This window comes from Paraburkholderia sp. SIMBA_053, assembly GCF_046534895.1.
Lineage (GTDB): Bacteria > Pseudomonadota > Gammaproteobacteria > Burkholderiales > Burkholderiaceae > Paraburkholderia > Paraburkholderia caledonica.
Map to the genome: position 1 here is coordinate 20,425 of NZ_JAWRXU010000011.1, position 17,252 is coordinate 37,676.

Consider the following 17,252-nt stretch of genomic DNA (forward strand, 5'->3'; position numbering starts at 1 on the left):
GTCATGGAGCAACGGGTCCTGATTCTCGCGCCTTTTGGCCGCGACGCCGATGTTATTGCCGAGGTTCTGCACAAGGATCAACGTCTATGCGTGCCGTGCCGCGACGCGGACGCCCTCACCGAGGCGCTCGACGCCGGCGCGGGTAGCGCGCTCATCGCTGAAGAAGCGCTCGCCGGCGAACATGCGACGCGTCTATTCCGCTGGCTGGAGCAGCAGCCGGCGTGGTCCGACTTTCCGTTCATTCTGCTTGCGGCCACGCGCGTGGGGCATCGCTCGGCGCGCGGGATCGAAGTGCTGGAGCGCCTGGGCAACGTAGTCGTCCTGGAGCGTCCGCTGAACTCCGAGACGCTGCGCCGCGCGGTGGCCTCGGCGCTGCGCGCCCGTGCGCGGCAATATGAATCGCGCCGCCATCTGGCTGAGCGGATCGAAGCGCAGGAAGCGCTGGTGCAACTGAACGACTCGCTCGAAGGCCGCATCGCCGAACGTACGCATGAGCTCGCTTCAGCCAACAACCGGCTGATGATGGAGATTCACGAGCGCGCAAAAGTGCAGGCCGTGCTCGTGCAATCGCAGAAGATGGAAGCGCTCGGGCAACTCACCGGCGGCATCGCACACGACTTCAACAATCTGCTGAACGTCATCATGGTCAACTCGGAACTGATCTCCCGGGTGAGCAGTGACGAGCGCATTCGCGGTATGGCGGCGACGGTCAAGCGCGCAACCGAACGCGGCGCGAAACTGACCGGCCAGTTGCTGACGTTCTCGCGCAATAGCAACCTCGATCTGAAGGCCGTCGACGTCGTCGCGTTGCTGCAAGGCATGCGCGACATCATCACCGTGTCGCTGGGATCGGGTATCAGCTACAGCAACGACTTCGAAAGCGACGAGATGTGGACGCAGGCCGACGCCAATCAGCTGGAACTGGCCGTGCTCAACCTCGCGATCAACGCGCGCGACGCAATGCCCGGCGGCGGCCAGCTCAGTGTCCGCGTGAAGCAGCGCACAGCGCCTGATCAGACGCTTGCCGAAGGCCGCTATGTCGTGATCGAAGTCACCGATACGGGCTCGGGCATACCGCCCGATATCGTGTCGCGCGTGTTCGATCCGTTCTTCACGACTAAGCCGATCGGCAAAGGGACGGGACTCGGCCTCAGCCAGGTGTACGGCATCGCGCGGCAAGCCGGTGGCACCGCGAGACTCTTCAGCGAAGAAGGCGCCGGTACGACGGTCGAGGTGTGGTTGCCGCTACGCGACCCCGTCGCGCCGCAGGCTGCGGAGGCGTCCAATATCGAAGCGAACGCCGTGGGCGAAAAGCGCGTGCTGGTGATCGAAGACGACAGCGAAGTACGCGCCATGCTCGTCGAGTCGCTGAAAATGCTCGGCTACCACGTGACGGAAGCCGCTGACGGGCGAGCCGGACTCAACCGCCTGCGGGACGACAACCCCGACCTGCTGATGGTCGACTTCGCGATGCCGGGCATGAACGGCATCGACGTGATCGCCGAGGCGCGCAAGATGCGCAGCGATTTGCCGGTGATTCTCGCAACCGGTTATGCCGACATCGACATTTCCGGTCTTGCGGTAGAACGCTGCACGGTACTGCGCAAACCTTTTCAGCTCGACGATCTCGCGAGGACGATCAGACTCGGACTGGTCGCGTGACGCTCGTGCGTCGCCATGCGCCGCTAAAAATTCCAATTCGATAGTTTGCTAACGATTGTTTTGGAAATACAATACCGGCCATGACGAATCTCGACGCCTTACGCCGCAAAGTGAGCAGCACACTCGTGATCGCTGCCAGAAAGTGGCGGCGCACGAGTCATGGCGTGCTGTCCGCGTTCAACGTCTCCGAGGCCTGCGCCACGCCGCTGCTCACCGCGAGCCGGCTCGGCGAGGCGGTTCGTCAGGTCACGCTGGCCGATTACATCGGCATCGAAGGACCTTCGCTCGTGCGCCTGCTGGACCAACTGTGTGCTGCGGGCCTGATGCGTCGCGACGAAGATCCCGAAGACCGCCGCGCTAAAACGGTGGTGCTGACAAAAGCGGGCCGCGCGGTGACCGAGAAAATGGAAGAAGAACTGGTCACACTGCGCGCGCAGGCGCTCAAGGGTGTTTCACGCAGCGATCTCGAAGCAACCTTGCGCGTGCTTGCCGCGTTCACAGCCGATTCCGCGGAAGAGTCCGAAAGCGCCAGTGCCACGAAGTCGACGCGGTCCACGAGCCCGGCCAAAAATACAAGCCGCCCCAGCCGCACAACTGCGCCACGCAACGTCAACAGATCGGCGTAACGCGTCATGATCTACCCCTCCGTTCGCGACTGGCTGTTCTCGGTCAAGACGTTTGCCGCCGCGATGATCGCGCTGTACATCGGCCTGGCGCTCCAGTTACCACGGCCCTACTGGGCAATGGCGACCGTCTATATCGTGTCGAATCCGTTCGTCGGCGCAACGCGTTCCAAGGCGATCTATCGCGCGCTCGGCACCGCGCTCGGCGCGTCGGCGGCTGTACTGCTCGTGCCGCCCTTCGTCGAATCTCCGTATCTGTTCAGCGTGATTCTCGCGCTATGGGTCGGCACCCTGCTCTATCTCGCCGTATCGGACCGGACTGCGCGCAGCTACGTGTTCCTGCTCGCGAGCTATACGATGCCGATCATCGCGCTGCCCGCGGTCACGAATCCGGCCGGCGTGTTCGATCTTGCCGTTAGCCGCACAGAAGAGATCACTCTCGGCATCGTGTGCGCGAGCATCGTGGGCAGCGTGCTGTTTCCGAGCCGGCTCGCGCCGACCATCATCGAACGGACCGACGCCTGGTTTCGCGACGCCGCGTTCTACGCGACCGAAACGCTGTCGGGCCGCATCGCGGGCACGGCGATTTCCGCCGCGCGGCAGCGGCTCGCGACCACCATCAACGGCCTGGAATTGCTGTTGAGCCAACTGGCCTACGACCACACACGCCCCGACATTCTCACGCGCGCGCAGGAACTTCGCGGACGCATGCAATTGCTGCTGCCGATCATGTCGTCGCTCGCCGATCCGCTGCTCGCGCTGTACAACAGTGGCAGTCACAAGTGGCCGGACGGGCTCGAGGCGCTGCTCGCCGACGTCATCAAGTGGTTCAACGCGCCTCTGCCGGCAGCCAGCGCGGGCTATCATCCGGACGCCGCCGCAGATGCGCTGCGTGAGCGCATCGCGGCGATGCAGCCGCCGCCCGCCGCGCTCGCGACATGGGACGGCGCGCTGCTGTCGAATGCGTTATGGCGCATGAGGCAGGTCATCGACGTATGGCAAGACTGCCGCTCGCTGCGCATCATCATCACGCGTGAAGAGGGCTCATGGCGGCCTCGTTTTCGTCATTGGCGGCTCGGTGGCACCGAGCGCTTCTACGATCGCGGCATGATGTTGTTCTCCACCGGCTCGGCAGCCGCGGCTGTCATTCTCGCGTGCAGTCTGTGGATCGAATCGGGTTGGGCAGACGGCGCCAGCGCCGTGACACTTGCCGCGGTAGCCTGCTGCTTTTTTGCCGCGCTCGACGAGCCCGCGCCAATGGTCTTCCGCTTTTTTGTCGCTACGGCTATCGCCGTGGTGGCGGCAGGCGTCTATCTGTTCGCGGTACTGCCGCACGTGCATGACTTTCCGATGCTGGTGGTCCTGTTCGCCGCGCCGTTCATTCTCGTGGGCACGCTGATTCCGCGCCCGCAGTTCAACCTGGCCACGGTGCTCGTCGCCGTGAACACCGCCACGTTCATCAGCATTCAGGACGCGTACGACGCCAACTTTCTGACCTTCCTGAACAGCAATTTCGCGGGCCTCGCGGGGCTGCTGTATGCGTATCTGTGGACACGGGTCACGCGCCCGTTCGGCGCGGAACTTGCGGCAGCGCGCCTGTTGCGTTCGAGCTGGACCGACGTTGCGTTAACCGCGTCCACGCGGACAATTGAAGACCCGCGCAATCACGCGGCCCGCATGCTCGACCGTTTGATGCAATTGATCCCGCGGCTTGCGGCGACCGACGACCATCGTCATCCGTCCATCGAAAGCTTTCGCGACCTGCGCATTGCGTTCAATGCACTCGATCTGCGACGTCTCACACGTAAGCTCGGCGGCGAAGCGCCCGCTGCGATCGACGGCGCGCTCGACGGCGTGCGCGCCTATTATGAAAACTGCGTGAACCGTCGCTCGCGCGAACCGGTGCCGGACAGCCTGATGTCGTCGATCGATTCGGCTGTAGCGCGCGTCATTGCACAAGGGCTCGCCAATGCCGGCGCGCCGGGCGCGAACTCGCAAGCTTCGGCACGTCATTTGCGCGAAGCGCTTCATGCGCTTGTCGGCTTGCGTCTTTCGCTATTTCCAGCCACGCTGCAAACACCCACGCCGCCCGCAACTGAGGCGAACGCGTAATGCCGCCGCTCAACACTCTGCTCCCTTCCCGCGATGATCGGTGAAATAGATATCTTCGGCGTGTTCGTGCCGGCCGTGCTCGTGTTGATGCTGGTCGCCTATCTGATCAACCTCGCCATTCGCACGGCGCTCGCGCGCGTCGGCTTTTACCGCTTCGTGTGGCATCGCTCCATTTTCGACCTCGGCATCTATGTGCTGGTGCTGGGCCTTGTCGTCGTCGTTTCGCACAGACTCGTTTCGTGAAATCAACGTGAAAAAAACCTGGTTCTCCGTCGGTCAGATCGTGCTGACCCTGATCGTCGTCGTGGCCGCGGCACTCGTGCTGTGGAAGCTGGTCGACTACTACATGTTCGCGCCGTGGACCCGCGACGGGCACGTGCGCGCCGACGTGATCCAGGTCGCGCCGGACGTGTCGGGGCTGATCTCATCGGTTCAAGTACTGGACAACCAGCAGGTCAGGCAAGGCCAGGTGCTGTTCGTCATCGACCAGGCGCGTTACACGCTCGCGCTTCGTCAGGCCCAGGCCACCGCGCAGCAACGCCGCGCCACGCTCGATCAGGCGCGCCGCGAGGACGTGCGCAATCGCAAACTCGGCAATCTGGTCGCCGCCGAAGTCGCGGAAGAAAGCCGCTCGCGCGTGGACCAGGCGGAAGCGGCGCTCGCGGACGCGAACGTCGCAATCGACACCGCAAAACTGAACCTGCAACGCGCGACGATCATGAGCCCGGTGGACGGTTACCTGAACGACCGCGCGCCGCGTGCCGGCGAATTCGTTGCCGCCGGGCGGGCGGTGGTCTCGGTTGTCGATATGCATTCGTTTCGTGTCGACGGCTACTTCGAGGAAACCAAGTTGGGCGGTATCGACATCGGCCAGCCGGTTGACATCAACGTGATGGGCGAGCCGAATTTGCTGCGCGGCCACGTGCAAAGCATCGTCGCGGGCATTGAAGATCGCGACCGCACGCAAGGCTCCAATCTGCTGCCGAACGTGAATCCCGCCTTCAGTTGGGTACGTCTCGCGCAGCGCATTCCGGTGCGCGTCGCGCTCGATGAAGTGCCCGCAGACTTCCGCATGATCGCCGGGCGTACTGCTACCGTGTCGGTGCGCGACCTGGCGAATGCGCGCGCTTCGCATGTCACGGGAGCGTCGAGCGCATCCGCCGCAACGCCTGCGAGTGCCGCGGCCACTTCGGGCGCCTCGCAATGAAACTGTCGCGCACCGTGCCGTTTCTGCGTTCGCTCGGGCTGCCGCGACCGCAATTGCAACGACAACTGCGGCTGTTGCCGCTGTTGCCGCTGTTGCCATTACTGCCGCTGCTGCCTTTGACGGCGGCGCTCAATGGCTGCATGAACGTCGGCCCCAACTACTCGCTGCCGAAAGACGCACTCGTCAACGCGCCGCTCGCGAATGCGCAGATCGAGGGCGCGGACGCAACGCTCACCTCACGCGGCAACGTGCCGGCTGTGTGGTGGAAACTGTACGACGATCCCGTGCTGAACGGTCTCGTCGACCAAGCGCTTCAATCGAACACCGACTTGCGCGTGGCCGCCGCCAATCTCGCGCGCTCGCGCGAGGCGCTAGGCGTCGCGCAGGCGCAGGGCGGGTTTTCCGGCAACGCCTCGGCGGTGATCGAACGCGCGCAGGAATCGGCCGAAAAATACTTGCTGACTGAAAAACTGCCGGTCGTGAATGAAGGCGACATCGGCATCAGCGTCGCGTACGAAATCGATCTGTTCGGCAAGCTTCGGCGCGGCGTGGAAGCGGCGCAAGCCGACACCGAGGCCGTGCAGGCCGCGGCCGATCTCGCGCGAATCACGGTGGTCGCCGACGTGGTGCGCGCCTACGTCGAACAATGCTCGGCGGCCGAGGAACTGGAAATCGCGCAGCAGTCGCTCGCATTGCAGAGACAACGCGTGGATGTATCGCGCCGTCTGCGCGATGCCGGCCGTGGCAATCAAACGGAAGTCACGCGCGGTCAGACGCAGGTCGATACGTTGTTCGCGGATATTCCGCGCTACACCGCGCGCCGCAAGATTGCGCAGTACCGGCTCGCGGCTTTGCTCGCGCGTGCGCCGTCGGACCTGCCGCCCGCTGTTCTCGCTTGCGAGAAGCTGCCGCAGATCCGTCAGCCGATTCCGGTGGGCGACGGCGCTGCGCTGCTCAAGCGTCGACCCGACGTGCGCGAGGCCGAGCGTCAGTTGGCGGCATCCACGGCGCGCATTGGCGTCGCCACGGGCGCGCTGTACCCGACTGTGAGCATCGGCGCATCGGCGGGTGTGACGGGCGTTCTGGAAGACCTCGGCACCTCGCCGACCGCGCGCTGGGGTTTCGGTCCGCTGATCAGCTGGACGTTCCCGGCGAACGGTGCGCGCGGCCGCGTACGCGAAGCGCAGGCGTCGAGTCAGGTCGCGCTCGCGCGCTTCGACGGCGTCGTGCTGACCGCATTGCGCGAAACCGAAACGAGCCTCGCCACCTATGCCTCCGACTACGCTCGCGCTGACGCATTGCGCGCCGCGCTGCAGTCGGCGACGCAATCCGCTGACGAAACGCATCGGCTCTATCGCGCAGGCCGCGAGTCGTTCATCTCGGATCTGGACGCTACCCGCACGCTAACGTCGACGAAATCTCAGGTAGCGGTCGCGGAAGGTCAGGTGGCCATTGACCAGGTCAATCTGTTCCTTGCTCTCGGCGGCGGCTGGGAGGAGACACAGGCAGCGGCACCGCATATGCCGACACCATCGGGGGCGACTCCCGTCAGATCAGAGCAGGCAACCCCGGTGACCCAAGCGCCGTAATACCGGCGCTCAAGCTTACGATTTATTTTTGGTGACATTTCTTTTGCCTTTCAATTGCGGTTAAATACGTGCCACCAACCACAACACGTTACGAGGCCAAGCTATGTCGTCGTTCATGAAAAGCGCAGCAGCACTGGGCGGATGCATTGGCATCTTCACGGCCGTCGTGGCCGTGGTCGAGTTGCTGGCAGGCTAACTCCATCGCCCACGAAGCGCCGGCTATCACACAGGCCGGCGCTTCGCCGCTTCGTGAATCGCGGCGCGCACGCGGGGATACGTGCCACAGCGACATACGATGTTGCTCATTGCCGCGTCGATGTCGGCGTCAGTCGGGCGCGGCTTCTGTTTCAGCAGCGCGCAGGCGGCCATCAGCTGCGCGCTCTGGCAATAGCCGCACTGCACCACATCGAGATCGATCCAAGCGGCCTTTAACGCTTGGGCTTCGGCGCCTTGCATCCCTTCAATGGTCGTTATCTTCTGTGTATTCAGGGTCGACATGGGCGTCTGACACGACAGGCACGGCTTGTCGTTCAGGTGCACCGTGCACGCCCCGCAAATGCCGACACCGCAGCCGAACTTGGTGCCGGTCATGCCGAGTTCGCAACGCAGCACCCACAATAGCGGCATATCGGGTTCCGCTTGCACCGCCACCGCGCGGCCGTTGATGTTCAGCGATCGCATGCGTGTCTCCCGCGTTACGTGAGCTTCAAGGGCAATGTGCGCAGCCGCTTGCCGGTCAGCGCGAACACCGCGTTTGCTACGGCGGGCGCGACCGGCGGCACACCCGGTTCGCCGACACCCTGCGGATGCAGGCGACTCGGCATGATGTCAGTTTCGATTACCGGGCAATCGTTGATCCGCACCACCGGAAAGTCGACGAAGTTCTTCTGTTCCACTTGCCCATTCACAATCGTGATCTCGTCCTGCAATGCGGCGGACAGACCGAATACGATTCCGCTCTCCATCTGCTGACGAATCAGATTGGGGTTCACAGGCAAGCCGCAATCGATCACACACACCACGCGATGCACGCGGATTCGCCCGCGCGGTCCGATCGACACTTCCGCGACCTGCGCCACCACACTGCCGAACGCCTCGTGAAGCGCGACGCCGCGCGCACGCGGCGCGCCATCGGCGGCATGGGTCAACGGCTCGTGCCAGTCCGACAGCGCGGCCACGCGCTGCAGCACCGCCAGATGCCTCGGGTGCTGCGCCAGCAACGCAGCGCGAAACGCCACGGGATCCTGGCCTGCGGCGGCAGCGAGTTCGTCGGTGAAGCTCTCGGTGAAGAAGGCTTGATGCGAGTGCCCGACCGAGCGCCAGAAGCCGACAGGCACCGGCAATTCCACGATCTTGTGCGCCACTCGCACGACGGGCCATTCGTATGGCTGATCGAATGCGCCTTCAGAAGTGGTTTTGTCGATCGGAATGCGCGGCACGCCGTAATAGCGCGAGAGCGCTTCGGGCACGATCGCCTGACTCGCGGATGCGCTGTGCCACGCAATCAGTTTGCCGTTGTTGTCGAGACCGGCCCTCAACCGGGCAACGCATGCCGGCCTATAGAAATCATGCGTGAAGTCTTGCGCGCGCGACCACAACGTTTGAACGGGATGGCCGTCCGCCTCGCGTGCAATCACCGCGGCCTGTGCAATGTAATCGAGTTCGAGACGCCGCCCGAACGCGCCGCCCAGCAACTGCGCATGCACGGTGACCTTGTCGTCGTCGATATGCAAAACCTTGGCTACGTGATGCCGCGCGAGCGCCGGCACTTGCGTCGACACCCATACGGTCGCCGCGCCGTCCGCGACCTGCACCGTGCAATTGAGCGGTTCGACTGCGCCGTGCGCGAGATACGGCGCGTGATATTCGGCGCTGACGGTGTGGGCCGCGCGGCTCAATGCGTCGTTAATGTCGCCGCGATGGTAGTACGCGTGGCCGTCGCCGTCGTCGAGTGCGAGCGCGAGGCGGTGCTCCACTTCCGCGCTCGACAGTGATGCCGCGGCGCCGTGCTTCCACGTTACGTTGATGGCGTCGACCGCGTTCATCGCGCGAAACGGGTTGTTTGCAATCACGGCAACGCCACCCGTGCCGCCGTTATACGGCGGGAAGGCGAGAGCCTTGATGCAGCCCGGCATTTTCGCCGCCGACGCGGCGTCAAAGCTCGCGACCGTGCCGCCGAGCGTGGGACACATGACGGCGCTCGCGTAGAGCAGGCCGTCGGGCAACGCGTCAATGCCGAAACGCGCGGTGCCGTTCAGTTTCGAAGCGGCCTCGATACGAGGCAGCGGCTTGCCGATCAGCCTGAAACCGGCGGGGTCTTTCAACGTAACCTTGTGGGGCAAAGCTTGCTGAGCCGCCATCGACGACAACTCGCCAAAGCTCGCCTTACGGCCCGACGGATGACTCACGTATCCGCTCTGCGCGACGCACTCGCCAGCCGGCACGTGCCATTGCGCCGCCGCAGCCGCGATCAGCATCGCGCGCGCCGAGGCGCCCGCTTCGCGCATCGGTGTCCACAGGTCGTTAATGCTCGATGATCCGCCCGTCATCATCGTGCCGGCCTCGCGCATCAGTTTGCGCGTGTACCAGACGATCGTGCGCTTCGTGATGCTGTCGTGATCGGGACGAAACGGCAGATCGTCAATGACGCTCTGCACGCTGTTGTAGATGTTGTCGATCGGCGCGTCTTCGACTCGCACGCGCGACCAGTCGGCGTCCAGTTCTTCCGCGAGGACCATCGCGAGGCCGGTATGGACGCCCTGGCCCATTTCCGCTTTGCACATCATGACCGTGACGGTATTGTCCGACGCGATCTTGACCCAGCCGTTGAGCGCCGCTTGCGTGCCCTCGACGGGCAGCGGCACGGCGGTGGTGAGACGTTGCCGCGCGGGCAGCACAGACCAGCCGACCAGCAACGCGCCGAATGCACCCGCGCCGTCAACAAGGAAGGTTCTGCGCTTCATGACGATTGCCTATCCGCTTGCCGCCGGTAACAAGCTGTGAAGGCGCCACTTCGCGCCCTGCGTTCCCCGCAATAGTAGTAAGACGGGGGAGCGGGCGCGAACTTAAATTCGTCGGATGAAGCGATGGAGGCGCCGACTCGCGGCTTTCGTCATGGCAAGGGGTTGGCCGGGAGTCGTGGGGTGCTTCATTAATTGTGGGTGACCGGTGGCGACTTGGGGCGGGGCCGCCCCATAGCCAACCACTTCACCGCCTGTTCGAACCTGACACCACATCGATCCAGACGGCCAGCACGAGAATGCTGCCTTTCACGATCATCTGCCAATAGGCATCGACGTCGAGCATCGACATGCCGTTGTCGAGGCTTGCCATCACGAGCGCGCCGATCAACGCGCCGTACACGGTGCCGGAACCGCCGCGCATCGACGTGCCGCCGATAAAGCACGCCGCAATCGCGTCGAGTTCGCCCATCGAGCCCGCCGATGGCGAACCTGCCGCGAGCCGCGCCGTGTTCACAATCCCCGCGAACGCGCACATCAGGCCCATCAACGCGAAAATAGCCAGCTTTACGCGATTCGTGTTGACGCCGGAAAGACGCGTCGCTTCGAGGTTCGATCCGACCGCATAGATGCGTCGTCCGAACACGGTCTGCGTGGCAATCCACGTAAAAATGCCGAGTAGCGCAAGCAGCAACAGAACGGGCACCGGAATGCCGCCGTAACGATCGAGCGTCGCAACGAAGCCCGCCAGGATCACACCTGCGCCGATCACCTTCGCGACGTCCTGCCAGACCGGCACCACGCTCAACTGGTAGCGCTCGCGATTGCGGCGTTGACGTATGGTCAAAAACGCGAGCAGTACGAACAACACCACGGCGAGCGTGTCGCCTGCAAGCGTCGGCAAATAGCCTTGTCCAACGAACACAAAACCGTCGGACACCGGCGCGATGGTCGAGCCGCCGGTCACGCCGAGCAGAATGCCGCGATAGGCGAGCATGCCGCCCAGGCCGACAATGAACGAAGGTACGCGCCGGTATGTGGACCACCATCCGTTGAAAACGCCGACGAGCACGCCGAGCAGCATCACCACCGGCAACGTGACGCCTATCGGCCAATGGCGGTTCACGTCGAGTATCGCAGCCACGCCGCCGAGCAAACCGAGCAACGAACCCACCGACAGATCGATCTCGCCCGCAATGATCACGAAGACCATGCCGCATGCGAGCATGCCGGTAATCGACATTTGCCGCAGCAGGTTCGACAGATTGCGCGGCGTCACGAAGGCGCCATGCGTTAGAACCGAAAAGAAAATCCAGATCGCGGCCACGGCGATCAGCAACGCGAGAATCTTGTAACGCGCGAACAGTTGCTGGATACGCTGTGAGCCGCCGAATGCGCCTCGCGGCGCGGTATCGTCGGCGCGTTGTGAAGTAACGTCGGGCGTCATGCGGCACTCGCTGCGGTTGGGTTCGGGACTCGCTGCACGGGACGGATAGCGGCGCTGAGGATGTCTTCCTGCGTGAGGCCGTCGTTGACGAAGTCGCCACGCAACTCGCCCTCGCCGATCACCAGCACACGATCGCTGATGCCGAGTACTTCCGGCAATTCGGACGACACCATCACGATCGACATGCCGCGCTGCGCCAATTGAAAGATGAGTTTGTAGATTTCGAATTTAGCGCCGACATCGACCCCGCGCGTGGGTTCGTCGAGGATCAGTACTTTCGGGTCGGTCAGCAGCATTCGCGTGAGTACCGCCTTTTGCTGATTGCCGCCCGAGAGACTCGCGATCGACAACATCGGATGCGCGGCGCGCACGGAGAGCCGCTTCATTTCCGTGTGAATCGTGTCGAGTTCGGCGGCCGAATCGATACGTCCTCCAGAAGAAAAGCGCTGCAGAACCGCGAGAGTAATGTTGTGGCCGACACTTAAACCAGGCACGATGCCATGCCGCTTCCGGTCTTCAGGCACCATGCCGATACCCGCGCGAATCGCGTCGATCGGCGCGCGAATCTTTACGGTCTTGCCTTCCATCACAACCGTTGCCTCGCTCACGCCAGGATAAGCGCCGAAGATCGCTTGCATCAATTCCGTGCGACCAGCGCCGACCAGACCTGCCACGCCGAGAATCTCGCCGCGCCGCAGTTCGAACGACACATCGCTTACGCGCTTGCGGCGCGGATTCGTTACGTCGAAACAGGTTACGTTGCGCGCTTCGAAAACGACGTCGCCTATCGGATGCGGCTCGCGGGGAAACAGGTTCTTGATCTCGCGGCCAACCATCAACGAAATAATGCGGTCGGTGGTGAGCGCGTGCATTGGTTCGGTGGCGACATGCCGTCCGTCGCGAATCACGCTAATCGTGTCGCAAACTGCAGCGACCTCGTCGAGCTTGTGCGAGATGTAGACGCAGGCCACGCCGCGCCGCTTCAGATCGCGCACGATGTCGAGCAAAATCGCAATCTCGGACGAAGTTAGCGAAGAGGACGGTTCATCGAGAATGAGCAGCTTCGCCTGCTTGTTCAGCGCCTTGGCAATCTCGATCAACTGCTGATGGCCGCCGCCATAATTCATGACGGGTTGCGCCGCGTTGATTCCGCTAATGCCGAGTTCGCGCAGCAATTCGTCAGCGCGCTGGTACATCGCCGCGTAGTTCATGCGGCCGCCCGGCAGGGTGATTTCATTGCCGAGAAAGATGTTCTCCGCTACCGACAACTCGGGCACCAGCATCAACTCCTGGTGAATGATGATGATGCCCGCGCGTTCGGTGTCGCGTATGCTCGTTGCCTTGAGCGGCTTGCCTTCCCAGGTTATTTCGCCATCCCAGGTACCGTGCGGATACACGCCGGACAGTACTTTCATCAGCGTGGATTTGCCTGCGCCGTTCTCGCCGCACAAGCCGACGCACTCGCCCGGCGAGACCGTCAGGTCGATGCCGTCGAGTGCTTTCACACCTGAAAACGCTTTGACGATGCCGCGCATCGTCAGTAACGGTTGCGTCATTCGCTATGCCTCGCTGCAGGGCGCGCGTTCATGCCGATACGCTGCTGCATGTATCGAGGTGAACGGCGCGCACGTTACGCTCATTGGCTCGCGAGCTGGGCCTGGGTGTAGAAGCCGTCCTTGATGACTACATCCACGTTGCTCTTCGTGAGCAACGTAGGCTGCAGCAGCACCGTGTCGACCTTCTTCTTTCCGTTATCGTATTGCGCATTGAAGGCGGGCTTCTCACCCTTCGCCAGCGCGACCGAGAGCTTTGCCGCTTCGCCAGCAATCAGCTTCAGCGGTTTGTAGACGGTCATGGTCTGCGTGCCCGCAATCAGCCGCTTGACTGCTGCGAGGTCGGCGTCCTGACCCGATACGGGCACTTTCCCGGCCATGTGCTGAGCGGCCAGTGCCTGGATCGCGCCGCCGGCGGTTCCGTCGTTCGACGCAACGATTGCGTCGATCTTGTTGTTGTTGGCGGTTAGCGCGTCTTCCACGATGCGCAGCGCGGTGGATGCGCTCCACTCCGGCACCCATTGCTGCCCGACCAGCTTGATATCGCCCTTGTCAATGGCGGGCTTCAGTACTTTGAGCTGTCCTTCGCGCAGCATCTTCGCGTTGTTGTCGGTCGGCGCGCCGCCAAGCAGGAAGTAGTTGCCCTTCGGTTGCGCTTTATAAACACCTTCCGCCTGCAGTTCTCCCACCTTCTCGTTGTCGAACGAGATGTAGGCGTCAACGTCGGCGTCGAGAATCAGGCGGTCATATGAAACGACCTTGATGCCTGCCTTTCTGGCTTCGGCGACCACGTTGCCGAGCGTCTTGGAATTGAACGGCACGATCACGATGACATCGACGCCGCGCGAGATCAGGTTTTCAATCTGCGAGATTTGCCGCGCCTCGCTGGCATCGGCAGATTGAACGGATACTTTCGCGCCGAGTTTTTCCGCAGCCGCGACGAAATAGTCACGGTCGCGTGACCAACGTTCGACGCGCAGGTCGTCGATACAGAAGCCGATCTCCGGATGATCCTTGCTGGCATGCGCAAGCGGCGCCGCCAGTGACAGGCTGGCCAGCACCGCTCCACATACGAGCGAACCCAGTACAGTACGACGTGTTGCGAATTTCATTTCTGTCTCCTTCTTTTGATAGCCGGAATTCCGGATTGGACGGCCTGCGCTGCGAGCCGCAGGTCCGGACAAGCGACAACCCAAAGCTTTTTTATTCGCGCGGTATATGTCCGCGCGTTTTATTCACGTGCAACAGTGCTCGTCAGCGTCCGCTATAAATCGCCTGATTGACGATGTTTTCCATGCGCTCCTGCTGGCCGCTCGCGTGGCGCGGGTTCAGATCGCGCGACAGCGCTTCGGCGGCGAGCGCCGACAGCGAGAAGTCGCCCGACAGGATCTTGCGTCCAAGCTCGGCGTCCCAGCCTGCATAACGCTGGCGTTTGAACTGGTCGAGACGGTCGTTTTCGATCAGCACAGCCGCGCGTTCCACTGCGAGCGCGAGGTTGTCGATGGCGCCAATGTGACCGTAAAACAGATCCTCCGGATCGACACTTTGCCGACGCACTTTCGAGTCGAAGTTCATGCCGCCCGTGGTGAACCCGCCGTGCTTGAGGATTTCATAAAACGCGAGCGTCAGTTCTTCCACACTATTTGGGAATTGATCGGTATCCCAGCCGTTTTGCGGGTCGCCGCGGTTCGCATCCACGCTGCCGAAGATATCGAGCGCAAAAGCCGTTGCGATCTCGTGATGAAACGAGTGGCCGGCAAGGGTTGCATGATTCGCCTCGATGTTCACGCGAATGTCTTTCGCAAGCCCGTATTGCAGCAGGAATCCGTGCACGGTCGCGACATCGTAATCGTATTGATGCTTGGTCGGCTCCTGCGGTTTTGGCTCGATCAGCAGCGAGCCTTTGAAGCCGATCTTATGCGCGTGGTCCACGACCATATGCAGGAAGCGCGCGAGTTGATCGCGTTCGCGCACGAGATCGGTATTGAGCAACGTGTCGTAGCCTTCGCGTCCGCCCCACAACACGTAGTTCTCGCCGCCTAGCCGTTGTGTGGCGTCGAGTGCATGACGTACCTGTGTCGCGGCAAATGCGAATACTTCTGGATTGGGGCTCGTGGCCGCGCCCGCAGCATAACGCGGATGCGAGAACAGGTTGGCCGTGCCCCACAGCAGCTTGATACCGGTGTCCTGCTGTTTGCGTGCGAGGTAATCCACTATGCGGGAAAAGTTCTCGCTGTACTCTTTCAGGTTGCTGCCTTCGGGCGCCACGTCGGTATCGTGAAACGTGTAATACGGCGTGCTCAGCTTCGAGAAAAATTCGAACGCGGCATCCGCTTTCAGATGCGCCATTTCCATTGCGTCGCCGGACTGCTGCCATGGGCGCTTGAATGTGCCCTGACCGAAAATATCGACACCAGGCCAGACAAACGTATGCCAGTAGCACACCGCAATGCGCAGATGTTCTTCGAGCGTTTTACCGAGTACTTTCCTGTTCTTGTCGTAGTGACGGTACGCAAGCGGGTTGTCCGACTGCGGGCCTTCATAACGGATCTCGGGAATGTGTTCGAAATAGGACATCAGCGTCTCCAGTATTTGTTGCACTGCAACCCGTGCGGACGTGGCCGCGCCGGTCAATAAGGTGACGCCATGCTGCCGCTTGCCGCAAGCATCGGCAATTGCGAAATTGCGCAGCGTGCTTGATGTTTCTCACCGCCCGCCATTTGTTTTGCACTAGTGCGCGATTCGCGGCCTAGAATAACCGGACGCTTAAAAACATCGAACCGGAGATAGACGCTGCAGCGCCTACTCTGTCGACATAGGAGACGAAGGCTTTGCGGGTTTCACTATCCGCATGCCGCGCACCGCCATGACCCGTCCGCAAACTCCACAGACGACCCATCGGATCGCACTGCTGTTCAACGCGAACAAGGTCTACGATCGCGAGATCATTACCGGCATTGGTAACTATCTGCTGTCCACACGCGTGGCGTGGGACCTCTTTCTGGAAGAAGATTTTCGTTGTCGCCTGACGGGTATCGAGCGCTTTGACGGCGACGGAATCATTGCGGATTTCGACGATCCTGCCGTGAGTGAAGCATTGCGCGATTGCCCATTGCCGGTCGTCGCGGTGGGCTCGTCGTTTGAAGACCCGTCACAGTATCCCCCGGATTTACCCTATATCGCGACCGATAACAGCAAGCTCGTTTCACTGGCTTATACGCATCTGATTGGCGCCGGCCTCGAACACTTTGCGCTTTACAGCTTGCCGCAAGCGCAAGAGAACCGCTGGGCGCAGCAGCGCGAACTTGCGTTCGCTCATCTGCGCAGCACGGACGGGCACAGCGCCGAGCAGATTCAGGGCGAGATTTATCGTGGGCTGTCGACCAGCGCGCCTTCATGGAACCAGGCGACCGAACAGCTGACTGCGTGGCTGCGCGAGTTGCCTAAGCCCGTCGGCATTATCGCCGTGACCGATGCGCGCGCGCGCCATTTGCTGCAAGCGTGCTTGATTGCGGGCATTCCGGTACCGGAAGAAGTCGCGATTATCGGCATCGACAACGACCCGCTAACGCGGACGCTCACGCGCATTCCGCTTTCCTCCGTGATACAGGGCACCGAAGAAATGGGGCGCACCGCCGCTCACCTTTTGCATCAGATGCTGCGCGGTGCGCGCTTTCCTGGGCGGCGCATTCTCGTGCCGCCCGTCGGGATCAACGTGCTCGAGTCGACAAGACACGAACCGCTTGCGAGTCCGTATGTGATGCGCGCGCGGCACTTCATCCGTCAGTACGCGTGCCAGGGCATTCGCACCGAACAGGTGGCCGATTACGTGGGCGTGTCGCGCTCGTCGCTGGAAGAGTACTTTCGACGCGAACGCAAATGCACCGTGCATCAGGAAATCTTGCGCCATAAACTGGATGTCGCGAAGGCGCTGCTTGCGAAGCGCGATGCATCGAGTGCGGAAGTGGCGATACGTTGCGGCTTCACGTCGCTGCAATACATGTATGCGGTTTTCCGGCGTGAACTCGGTTGCACGCCGCGCGAGTACCAGGATCGCGTGAACTCGACTCAGGCTTCCACGCCAGGCTGAGCATGCCTT

Annotated in this window: 13 protein-coding genes; 7 read left to right on the forward strand and 6 right to left on the reverse strand. The window is 62.3% G+C overall.

The window, feature by feature from the left end; translation table 11 throughout:
- Positions 1-3 precede the first annotated feature (3 nt).
- From SB753_RS26045 to SB753_RS26070, 6 genes are all read left to right on the forward strand, one after another.
- The gene (locus SB753_RS26045; RefSeq protein WP_020068940.1) at positions 4-1,662 is read left to right on the forward strand and encodes an ATP-binding protein; all 1,659 of its coding nucleotides are present in this window, start codon (positions 4-6) and stop codon (positions 1,660-1,662) included.
- An 80-nt stretch (positions 1,663-1,742) separates the two neighbouring features.
- The gene (locus tag SB753_RS26050; protein WP_020068939.1) at positions 1,743-2,288 is read left to right on the forward strand and encodes a MarR family winged helix-turn-helix transcriptional regulator; all 546 of its coding nucleotides are present in this window, start codon (positions 1,743-1,745) and stop codon (positions 2,286-2,288) included.
- A 6-nt stretch (positions 2,289-2,294) separates the two neighbouring features.
- Entirely contained in the window at positions 2,295-4,397 is a 2,103-nt protein-coding gene (locus SB753_RS26055; RefSeq protein ID WP_020068938.1) for an FUSC family protein, read from the forward strand.
- Between the two features lie 33 nt (positions 4,398-4,430).
- Complete coding sequence (locus SB753_RS26060) at positions 4,431-4,640, forward strand: DUF1656 domain-containing protein (protein ID WP_020068937.1); 210 nt, start codon at positions 4,431-4,433, stop codon at positions 4,638-4,640.
- A 7-nt stretch (positions 4,641-4,647) separates the two neighbouring features.
- Positions 4,648-5,604: an efflux RND transporter periplasmic adaptor subunit gene (locus tag SB753_RS26065; RefSeq protein WP_410802580.1), complete on the forward strand. Its 957-nt coding sequence runs from the start codon at positions 4,648-4,650 to the stop codon at positions 5,602-5,604.
- Positions 5,601-7,193, forward strand: a complete 1,593-nt coding sequence (locus tag SB753_RS26070; protein WP_410802582.1) for an efflux transporter outer membrane subunit — start codon at positions 5,601-5,603, stop codon at positions 7,191-7,193. The genes SB753_RS26065 and SB753_RS26070 overlap by 4 nt, the downstream gene beginning before the upstream one ends.
- Positions 7,194-7,415: 222 nt before the next feature.
- Here SB753_RS26070 and SB753_RS26075 read toward each other — a convergent pair whose 3' ends face one another.
- The 6 genes from SB753_RS26075 to xylA all read right to left on the reverse strand — a co-directional run bounded on the left by SB753_RS26075 (position 7,416) and on the right by xylA (position 15,730).
- The gene (locus SB753_RS26075; RefSeq protein ID WP_087753124.1) at positions 7,416-7,874 is read right to left on the reverse strand and encodes a (2Fe-2S)-binding protein; all 459 of its coding nucleotides are present in this window, start codon (positions 7,872-7,874) and stop codon (positions 7,416-7,418) included.
- A 14-nt stretch (positions 7,875-7,888) separates the two neighbouring features.
- Positions 7,889-10,156, reverse strand: coding sequence for a molybdopterin cofactor-binding domain-containing protein (locus SB753_RS26080; RefSeq protein ID WP_410802584.1), 2,268 nt, complete (start codon positions 10,154-10,156; stop codon positions 7,889-7,891).
- 244 nt (positions 10,157-10,400) lie between these two features.
- The gene (locus tag SB753_RS26085) at positions 10,401-11,600 is read right to left on the reverse strand and encodes a sugar ABC transporter permease (protein WP_131317961.1); all 1,200 of its coding nucleotides are present in this window, start codon (positions 11,598-11,600) and stop codon (positions 10,401-10,403) included.
- Positions 11,597-13,156 (reverse strand): D-xylose ABC transporter ATP-binding protein, encoded by a 1,560-nt coding sequence (gene xylG / locus SB753_RS26090; RefSeq protein ID WP_410802586.1) that lies wholly within the window; start codon positions 13,154-13,156, stop codon positions 11,597-11,599. The genes SB753_RS26085 and xylG overlap by 4 nt, the downstream gene beginning before the upstream one ends.
- 80 nt (positions 13,157-13,236) lie before the next feature.
- Positions 13,237-14,265: a D-xylose ABC transporter substrate-binding protein gene (xylF, locus tag SB753_RS26095; protein ID WP_020068929.1), complete on the reverse strand. Its 1,029-nt coding sequence runs from the start codon at positions 14,263-14,265 to the stop codon at positions 13,237-13,239.
- A 142-nt stretch (positions 14,266-14,407) separates the two neighbouring features.
- Complete coding sequence (xylA, locus tag SB753_RS26100; protein ID WP_410802588.1) at positions 14,408-15,730, reverse strand: xylose isomerase; 1,323 nt, start codon at positions 15,728-15,730, stop codon at positions 14,408-14,410.
- A gap of 289 nt (positions 15,731-16,019) precedes the next feature.
- Here xylA and SB753_RS26105 point away from each other — a divergent pair, with 289 nt between their 5' ends.
- Positions 16,020-17,243 carry a XylR family transcriptional regulator gene (locus SB753_RS26105; RefSeq protein WP_110404644.1) on the forward strand — a complete coding sequence of 408 codons (1,224 nt, stop codon included), beginning with the start codon at positions 16,020-16,022 and terminating at the stop codon, positions 17,241-17,243.
- Positions 17,244-17,252: the final 9 nt, after the last annotated feature.